Origin of the sequence: uncultured Nostoc sp. (assembly GCF_964245575.1) — a bacterium.
Lineage (GTDB): Bacteria > Cyanobacteriota > Cyanobacteriia > Cyanobacteriales > Nostocaceae > Nostoc.
Genome location: NZ_CAXTNP010000306.1, coordinates 1 through 8,308, shown reverse-complemented (window position 1 = coordinate 8,308; position 8,308 = coordinate 1). Strand labels below are relative to the sequence as shown.

Here is an 8,308-nt window from a genome sequence, read left to right as displayed (position 1 = left end):
TGCTTTACACTTTTTTATCAAGTTTTATTACTTCAGTAAATCTGATATAACTCATTACTTTTTCTTATATAATAGGTCTATGCTGGTGTTAGCGCCCAAAAAATAAAATGGGAAGGAACATTGTTGTTATCGACTCTGAATAGAGAGTTGATATCAATTACTACCAAAATTAGGAAAGGAGGTGTGACATGACAATTACTCTAAATCACACCATAGTGCCTGCATACGACAAGGAAGCATCGGCGAGGTTCTTTGCAAAAATTTTTGGTTTAGAGGTCGAGGTTCCCGTTGGTCACTTCGTTGCTGTGCATATAAATGATTCACTGACGCTTGACTTCGCCGACGCTGAAGCGTTCGAGCAACATCATTATGCGTTCCATGTCAGTGATCAAGAATTTGATGCAATTTTTGCCCGCGTGAAAGAGGCAGGTATTGAGTACAGTAGTGACCCCATGCATAAAAATAAAGGACAAATTAATCACTGGAACCAAGGTCGTGGCTTCTATTTCTATGACTCTGATGGTCACAACTTAGAATTGTTGACCCGTGCATAGATATTTGACGTAAGAATTCAGGAGTCAGAAGAATACTTCATACATAAATTTCCCGCTCATACTCCATTTCTTTTAAATTCTGACTTCTGACTCGTGATTGCTGAATTCTTACTTTTTCACATCAAGTCAATGCATTACTTCTTTACTAAAAAATATGCTGTGGCATAGTCCGGCAATTGGCTGATATTCTGGCCAAATTCTTTTTTATTCTTAAATATACCTGCCAAAAAATCGAGTTGATAAAGATTGGGTAAAAAGGCTCCGCCTGTATCGGCGATGACTCCCATTTGCAGATGTTTGCGACCACCTTGAGTATGCTCAATTATAATCACTTTACCTAAACCGATATTTAAAACATCTCCAGCAAAAGTGACTCCGGGTTTAATAGAAATTTTTGCATCTATTTTGTATCCATAGCCTTTAATAGCATCAACTTCTCTAAAATACCAATAACGCTTTTGTGCTGTTGCCTTCAATCCGCGAATATAAGACATTCCATTATTTCTATCTACATTGAAAAATGCTTTATAACCATCTGTAAAATTAATCAGGATTGTTCCTTCCATAATTGCTTCTTCTAAGCCATTTCTGGTTAGATAAGCGAGACTTGTAACTTTTCCAAATTCTCTACCACCTGGTTCATAAATACCCGATAAAACATCCTGCTTTGTATATCTAGTGTAAAATTTATCGTTATTAGAATTTTCTTTTAAACTATAAATTGGTGTATTAAAAGTAGAGGTTTTCTTGCGAGAACCGGAGTGAGTGAAAACAGCATATTTGGTTATTCGTAATTGCTTTTGTTGTTTATTCTTGGGGTTATAAGCAGTCCATTTGATAACTCGGAAATTGGAATTGATAAACTTGGAGTCTTGTAAACGAGTAGCTCGATTATTAGCAATATCCTCTTTTAAAACAACAATCATGAAATTCAAAGTATTAAGGACATCTGGAATAGTAACGCCTTGAGTTGCAAGCATTCCTGTACGCAGAATATCTGGGTCTTCTGAACTATAATCTTGAAAATATTTTCTAGTATTAACGAGAACGGTTAATAAATTTTCTTGATTGAAGTTGACCTTACTACTTGGCAGTTTGACTGGAGTAACAACTTGGCTGCCATTAATACTAAATTTATATTTTTTGAACTCATCGACAACTGGATAGGGTGCAGATGCGGCTAACAAATTCTGTTGAGATGATAAAGAATTTTGCTTGTTTAGAATCTCATCAGATGTTTGTTTAGTGATTAAAGGATTTTTCAACTTCAAATCAAGTTTATGAACAACTTGATTTGAGGTGAGAGAAATTTGTGATTTAAGTGGGGTAAAATTTTCTTGCTGAGTAAAAAACTGATCTTGTTGGGCTAGCTGTTTAGTTTTTAACTGAGTATATAAATGGCTACTGGCTAAACTGACAAGCAATAAGGCAGCACAACCTACTGTGATACGGAATTTTTGGTTAAATAAGATATTCATAACCTAGAGAATAAATTCCTATTATCTCTTAGTATCTTCAATTTTGAATTTTGAATTTTTTAAGTTTCTATCACCTCACGCACTAATTGCGCTAACTTTTCGGCACTATCGGGAACTGCGATCGCATGAGCTTTTTCCCCCATTTTTGCTAACTCATCTGGTGATTGCAACAAATTCAACACATTACTTTGCAATGCTTCAGTCGTCAACTCCGATTGCTTCAGTGTTAACGCCGCACCAGATGAAGTAAATACATCTGCATTATAAGATTGATGGTCTTCTGCGGCAAAGGGATAAGGAATCAAAATCGCTGGGGTTCCACATACTGCCAATTCTGTCAAGCTACCAGCACCAGAACGACTAATGGCAAGAGTTGCTCGTTGCAACAACGCTGCCATATTGTTGTAAAAAGGTAAGGCTATGTACTGTGGATGTTTGAGACTATCTGCTTCCTCGTCGCGATCGCCAGTTAAATGTACTACATAAGCACCAGCATCAAACCAAGCTTTTGCAGATTCACGCACCAACTTATTAACCGCAACTGCACCTTGGCTACCACCAAATACGACAATTAAAGGAACACCATCAGGAATGGCTAAATCCAGAGGTGCATCAATTGCCCCATCAAGGAATTGCGCCCTTACAGGAGTACCAACACAGACATTTTTTGCCCGGGGCAAATACTTAGCAGCTACTTCAAATCCCAAGGCTACCGCACTACACCAAGGGCCAAAAAAGCGAGTTACTTTACCAGGTATTGCGTTAGATTCATGAAAAACCACGGGTAAACCGAAAGAACGCGCCGCAATGACGGCTGGCCCGGCAATGTAACCCCCTGTGGTAAACACCCCTTGAAAATTTCCCTGCTTCAAAATTCGCCTGACTTCTATAATCGAAAGGGCGAGTTTACTTAAAATCCGAATCGAGGAGAGTCCAAACCCTTGCTGAAACCCTTCAACTGCAATAGTATTCAAGGGATACTCTTTAGGGACAAGTTGAGTTTCTAGTCGATTGGTTACTCCCAGCCATTCGATTTGATAATCTGGCAGCTTTTGGGCCAGTGCGATCGCTGGAAACAAGTGACCACCAGTTCCACTGGCAGCTATTAATAATCGTATCGGTGCGTTTGCCATCAAACCTTTACCGTTTAGCGTCTAGCTTAACTAAGATAAAACAATTTCCTTACTTTCTCTCATCAAATCAGTAAACTCTTACCAATGACAAACATTATTACGGCCTTAGTGAGACGACAACTCAGATTTCCAGCTAGTATCTGGCTAGTTTCGTTCCTGCTAACCCTTGGTTTAACAAGTGGTTGGCAACGCACTCAAGCGGCAACACCACAACAATTAGTCCAAGCTGGTACAGCCCAAAATGCACCAGCCGATCTGAAAAACCTGCTGACACAAGTTGATGCAGCCGCCAGTCGGGGCGATGTTAAAGGAGTGTTGCAATTCTACAGCCCCAACTTCACTCATGGGGATGGATTAAACCTGCAAACCCTGGAAAAGTCTTTGACTTCACTTTGGCAACGATATCCCAAATTGCAATACAGTACAAAATTGCTATCTAGTAAACCTGAAGGCAATGGGATTATTGCCGAAACAGAAACGAAGATAACTGGCTTACCTTCCGCTAGCAGTAATAATTCGGCTCTCAATGCCACGATTAAATCACGTCAGCGCATTGCAGGCGGAAAAATCGTTCACCAAGACATTTTGTCAGAACGCACCCTAATTACCTCTGGCAGCAAGCCGCCCCAAATTGATATTAAATTACCAGAGCAGGTGCTGGTTGGTCAGAAGTATAATTTTGATGCGATCGTCCAAGAGCCACTTGGTGATGATTTTCTACTAGGAACGGCGCTACAGGAACCTATCCAAGCAGATAAATTTCTCAACGCCACACCCGTGGATTTGGAATTACTAACATCTGGCGGACTGTTTAAAACTGCACAAGCACCATCTACCTCTGGTAGCCAGTGGGTTTCTGCTGTGATCCTGCGGGGTAATGGGATGACAATGGTAACTCAGCGCCTGCAAGTGGTGAAAAAGTAGAGACGCGATTAATCGCGTACAGGAGTTAGAAGTTAGGAGGAATAGACGACTGATGATAAATTATGAACTATGAAACTTGTACTAATTCATAATTCATAACTATTAACTCCTCACTCCTAACTATCCTAATGACTTGCCTACAAAATCAAATCATTTTAATCACTGGTGCAAGTAGTGGTATTGGTACTGCTTGCGCGAGAATCTTTGCTGGTGCGGGTGCAAAACTTATTTTAGCGGCACGACGGCTGGAACGTTTGCAGCAGCTAGCAGATACTCTCGTTAAAGAATTTGGTATTGAAATTCATTTGTTACAGCTAGATGTACGCGATCGCAACGCTGTAGAAGAAGCCATTTCTACTCTACCCTCTGCCTGGTCTAACATCGACATCCTCATTAACAATGCTGGTCTAAGTCGTGGTTTAGACAAGTTGCACGAAGGCAGCTTTCAAGACTGGGAAGACATGATTGATACTAACGTTAAGGGTTTACTTTACGTGTCCCGTTATGTTGTTCCGGGAATGGTGAGCCGCGATCGCGGTCATCTGGTAAATTTAGGTTCCATTGCTGGACATCAAACCTATCCCGGTGGTAATGTCTACTGTGCTACCAAAGCTGCTGTGAGGGCGATTTCTGAAGGTTTAAAACAAGACCTGTTGGGAACGCGGGTACGTGTAACTTCTGTTGACCCTGGTATGGTAGAAACGGAATTTAGCAATGTGCGCTTTCACGGAGATGCGGAACGCGCCAACAAAGTATACCAGGGAGTTACGCCCCTGACAGCAGATGATGTGGCTGATGTGATATTTTTCTGTGTGACGCGATCGCCCCACGTCAATATTAATGAAGTTGTGCTGATGCCTGTTGACCAAGCTAGCGCTACTCTAGTTAATCGGCGAACATAAATAATAATTAAGCGGTCTTAAAAAATCGAATAATTTCGCGCACATGATCGAGAAATTGCCCGTCGGTGGAAAGTTGCGCGATCGCAGTTCGTGTTTCTCTTGCCAAACGTTCATGTTCAGTTTGATTTGTCGCCCGTAATTCTTCCAAGTTAGCCGCAATTCGAGCTAAATCTCTGCGAGTTTCTTCGGCAAAGCGTTGTTGAGTTGCGGGTAATGAATAAGATTGTTCTGGGTTAAGTTGCTCCTCGAATGACTGGATTTTTTGTTCCAATATAGAGAAGCGATCGCGCAGTTCAACAATATCTTCGCGGGGATACTTCCATTCTTGGCGAATCATCGCTAACCGCGCATATAAATACTCATAAGCTCGAATAGCTGGACGCAGAATTGTTAATAACAAAGCTGCACCAGAACTTATATAACCTACGGTACTAATACCAGTGGCAGCAAGAGTATAAAGACCAACGGCTGAGAATAAGTGTAAAGCAATGGCAACCCAGAGCGATCGCTTTGCCAACACTGTGACATACTTTACTTGTTTCTCATCGACTGGAATTCCTTTCTCTTTGGATTGTGCTGCTTCTGCTAAGACTTCTTTAGCTTGAAAATGTACATTCCACGGTACAGTAACAATTACCAACAGCCACCAAAAGCTTGCACCACCAATCACCCAATCAAGAAAGTTACCAGTAGGGATGTGCAACCATTGCAGTAAGCCAAAAGCTGTTAGCACCACAATTACAATTCCAGCAATGGAACTGATAAAAAAGTTGATATACATTTTGCCCTGTCTCCGGTGAAACCATCACCTCGATCATGACAATACCCCAGCAGTTATACGGGAATGATTGTGATGGTTTTTCTATTTGCACACACCAGTTTTTCAATGAAATAGCTATGCCAATTAGGTTAACTCTCTTTGCTACCCTTTTAACGAAAGTAGCAACAAACATGATTGTGATGGTTTTTTTAGTTGCACATATATAAATAAAATGAACCACTCCTTAGAAACAGAGAAGGGAGAAATAATGAAATACTGTTTTGTAGAGTTTCAAGTAGATGATTGCAAAAGATTCAATGCCCTTTGTGAAGTTTTCAACGAAATTAAAAAAGATAAAGACAATAATTCTTGGCGTAATGAAGAAGATTGGCTAATTTTTTTTGATCGCAAAGCACTATCACATTTTTGGTGGCCTAGTGAAGAAGAAGAGAGTGAACATTTGCGTCGCTGGTTTGCAACACCTGTGGAACAGAGGTGGACAGATCCTAGCCTCAAAACTCCTTGGGACTTGTATTCTATGTTTGATGCTTTTCAAAATGGTGAATATCAATTAATTGCTTGTAGGATGGTTTCTGCCGACAGAGCTAAACTTGAATTTGAACCCTTTAGCTATCCCTATGGCGGAACTGGTGCAATACAGGGGTTAGTTGAATCCTTCGATTTTGTAATTCTTGCAGAAGATGACGGTACAGGATACACAAAATTTAACCTGTAGCTTGGGAAAACGTGAGACAATTTAAACCTTTCCCTGTCTCTATTGGATGAGATAGCTACGCCAAATTGATTGAGTATTTTTACTACCCTTTTCTGGAAGTAGCAATCGCCAGGTTTTGCCTTCTTGTTGAATTTGCAGGTAAACATCAAAAGGTTTTTTTGGTTGCGTCAAGCGCCGTTTTGGTAGCTTGAGAATCAAGTCGTAGGTTCCCCGAACGTGGAAAGTTGGTAAATTTTCAATCGTTAGGGGTTGTTCCTGGGTAATTGATAGCCGCTTGATTTCAAATCCTTGAAAATCTAGATCCAACTGTTGGCTAAGTTTTTGTTGAGTTTGGTCTAGCCCAAGTGCGATCGCTTTTTGCACTAACTCGCTAGTTGGTAGCAGTCCAATACTGCCACAAGCTGTCACTAGCACCAGCAATATTGCTGTCAAAACTAACCGCACTATGTTATTCACTGCTTGATCTGCTATTTTCATAAGAATACCTGCTATGCGGGAAACTCAGTCCTTCGATAAGCTCAGGAACCATCACTGTTAGGGTCGAGGTGTGCATTACTGCATCACCCCTCCCATCCGAAACCGTGCTTGCGACTTTCACCGTACACGGTCTTTAGATACCGTGAAAAGTAGGTTTGATAATTCAGGGCAGCTTAACCGTTTTTATACGCAAAAAAATGTATATCTGCGTATTTTTCAGGAAAAAATATTTATACCAATGTATATTTCCGCATTTTTTTGGGAATTCTAAATTTAGGAAGCATTATAAACCGCAATGTATGACTTCCTGAAATATCAGGTAACTTTTAGAGGATAATTATGTCTAAACGCAAATTGCCCAAAGGCCGTAGTGTTAGTTCAGTTGCTCTAGAACCAGAAGTTGCGATCGCAATCCTTGGGTTGTTTTCCGCAGGGGCTGACGGTGAAGGTATTTCTTCAACAGAAGAATATGCTTTGAGTGAATTTCTTAGTCAAATTGACTTGTTTGAAGATTACTCCGATGAAGACTTTGAAGAATTGACCGAAAAAGTCGTCAGCTTGATAGAAGAAGAAGAACCGGAAGATTTAATCGCTCAGTCCATCGAATCCTTACCCAATAAACGTTATTGCGAAGCTGCATACATCACAGCTATCTTAGTGGTAGGGATTGATGAAGAAGTACCCGAAGCTGAACAAGATTATATCTCTGAGCTTCAGGAAGCCTTAAATATTTCAGACGAACGCGCACAAGAACTTATTGACGGAGTATTTGGAGAAGAAGAAGAGGAAGAAGAGGAAGAAGAGGAGTAATCCTTTTTGAATTGCAGCCTCAGTCATCTAGCATCGTTAATTTGGGGTTGCTAATTTAGAGTATGGAATAATTTTGTTTGAGTTAAGTTGTTCAGATTCCCGACTTCTTTATCAAGTCGGGAATCTTGCACGTTATCAAAATTAATCCGATAGAGCAATACAGTTCAGATAAGCCCAAAACCCTTATGTAGAGACGCGATTTATCGCGTCTTCAAAGATCAATTATATCGCGTCTTCAAAGATCAATTATTTACACGAATAACCTTAACTGAACCGTATTGTCCGGTAGACCACTAATTAGAAATTGGTACATTTTTAAATGCAGCTGTATCTGGCACAAAAATGTCCAAATTATTGATCCCATCGGGAACTCTTAGCCAGATATAAGCATCTGCGGAGGCTTGTGGACGTACTTGGAACAAAGAAACGCTTCCTGTTGAGCGATTAAGAGCAACTCCTTTGTAGGTTAGGCTAGTGTCCATCCGTGAGAGGTTAAAGTAAAGTGCATTTTGTCAATCAGTTAAAATACTCAAA

At 40.4% G+C, this 8,308-nt stretch carries 10 protein-coding genes; 5 read left to right on the top strand and 5 right to left on the bottom strand.

From position 1 onward, the window contains the following. Positions 1-188 precede the first annotated feature (188 nt). On the top strand, positions 189-554 hold the full coding sequence (locus ACFFAP_RS32305; RefSeq protein WP_375515045.1) for a VOC family protein: 366 nt from the start codon (positions 189-191) through the stop codon (positions 552-554). A 134-nt stretch (positions 555-688) separates the two neighbouring features. Here ACFFAP_RS32305 and ACFFAP_RS32300 read toward each other — a convergent pair whose 3' ends face one another. Beyond that, complete coding sequence (locus ACFFAP_RS32300) at positions 689-2,032, bottom strand: hypothetical protein (protein ID WP_375515044.1); 1,344 nt, start codon at positions 2,030-2,032, stop codon at positions 689-691. Positions 2,033-2,091: 59 nt separating this feature from the next. Further along, entirely contained in the window at positions 2,092-3,165 is a 1,074-nt protein-coding gene (gene murG / locus ACFFAP_RS32295) for an undecaprenyldiphospho-muramoylpentapeptide beta-N-acetylglucosaminyltransferase (RefSeq protein ID WP_375515043.1), read from the bottom strand. An 84-nt stretch (positions 3,166-3,249) separates the two neighbouring features. On the opposite strand from murG, the gene ACFFAP_RS32290 reads away from it, so the two are divergent. After that, positions 3,250-4,089, top strand: a complete 840-nt coding sequence (locus ACFFAP_RS32290; protein ID WP_375515042.1) for a nuclear transport factor 2 family protein — start codon at positions 3,250-3,252, stop codon at positions 4,087-4,089. Between the two features lie 128 nt (positions 4,090-4,217). Then, complete coding sequence (locus ACFFAP_RS32285; protein WP_375515041.1) at positions 4,218-4,991, top strand: SDR family oxidoreductase; 774 nt, start codon at positions 4,218-4,220, stop codon at positions 4,989-4,991. A 7-nt stretch (positions 4,992-4,998) separates the two neighbouring features. Here ACFFAP_RS32285 and ACFFAP_RS32280 read toward each other — a convergent pair whose 3' ends face one another. Then, on the bottom strand, positions 4,999-5,772 hold the full coding sequence (locus ACFFAP_RS32280) for a hypothetical protein (RefSeq protein WP_375515040.1): 774 nt from the start codon (positions 5,770-5,772) through the stop codon (positions 4,999-5,001). 247 nt (positions 5,773-6,019) lie between these two features. Between ACFFAP_RS32280 and ACFFAP_RS32275 the strand changes: the two genes are divergently transcribed. Beyond that, the gene (locus ACFFAP_RS32275; protein ID WP_375515039.1) at positions 6,020-6,487 is read left to right on the top strand and encodes a hypothetical protein; all 468 of its coding nucleotides are present in this window, start codon (positions 6,020-6,022) and stop codon (positions 6,485-6,487) included. A 39-nt stretch (positions 6,488-6,526) separates the two neighbouring features. Here the strand turns inward: ACFFAP_RS32275 and ACFFAP_RS32270 are convergent, their stop codons facing one another. Beyond that, complete coding sequence (locus tag ACFFAP_RS32270) at positions 6,527-6,934, bottom strand: hypothetical protein (RefSeq protein ID WP_375515046.1); 408 nt, start codon at positions 6,932-6,934, stop codon at positions 6,527-6,529. A 369-nt stretch (positions 6,935-7,303) separates the two neighbouring features. Here ACFFAP_RS32270 and ACFFAP_RS32265 point away from each other — a divergent pair, with 369 nt between their 5' ends. Beyond that, positions 7,304-7,774, top strand: coding sequence for a tellurite resistance TerB family protein (locus ACFFAP_RS32265; protein WP_375515038.1), 471 nt, complete (start codon positions 7,304-7,306; stop codon positions 7,772-7,774). A gap of 293 nt (positions 7,775-8,067) precedes the next feature. Here ACFFAP_RS32265 and ACFFAP_RS32260 read toward each other — a convergent pair whose 3' ends face one another. After that, the gene (locus ACFFAP_RS32260) at positions 8,068-8,256 is read right to left on the bottom strand and encodes a hypothetical protein (RefSeq protein ID WP_375515037.1); all 189 of its coding nucleotides are present in this window, start codon (positions 8,254-8,256) and stop codon (positions 8,068-8,070) included. Between the last annotated feature and the right edge of the window lie 52 nt (positions 8,257-8,308).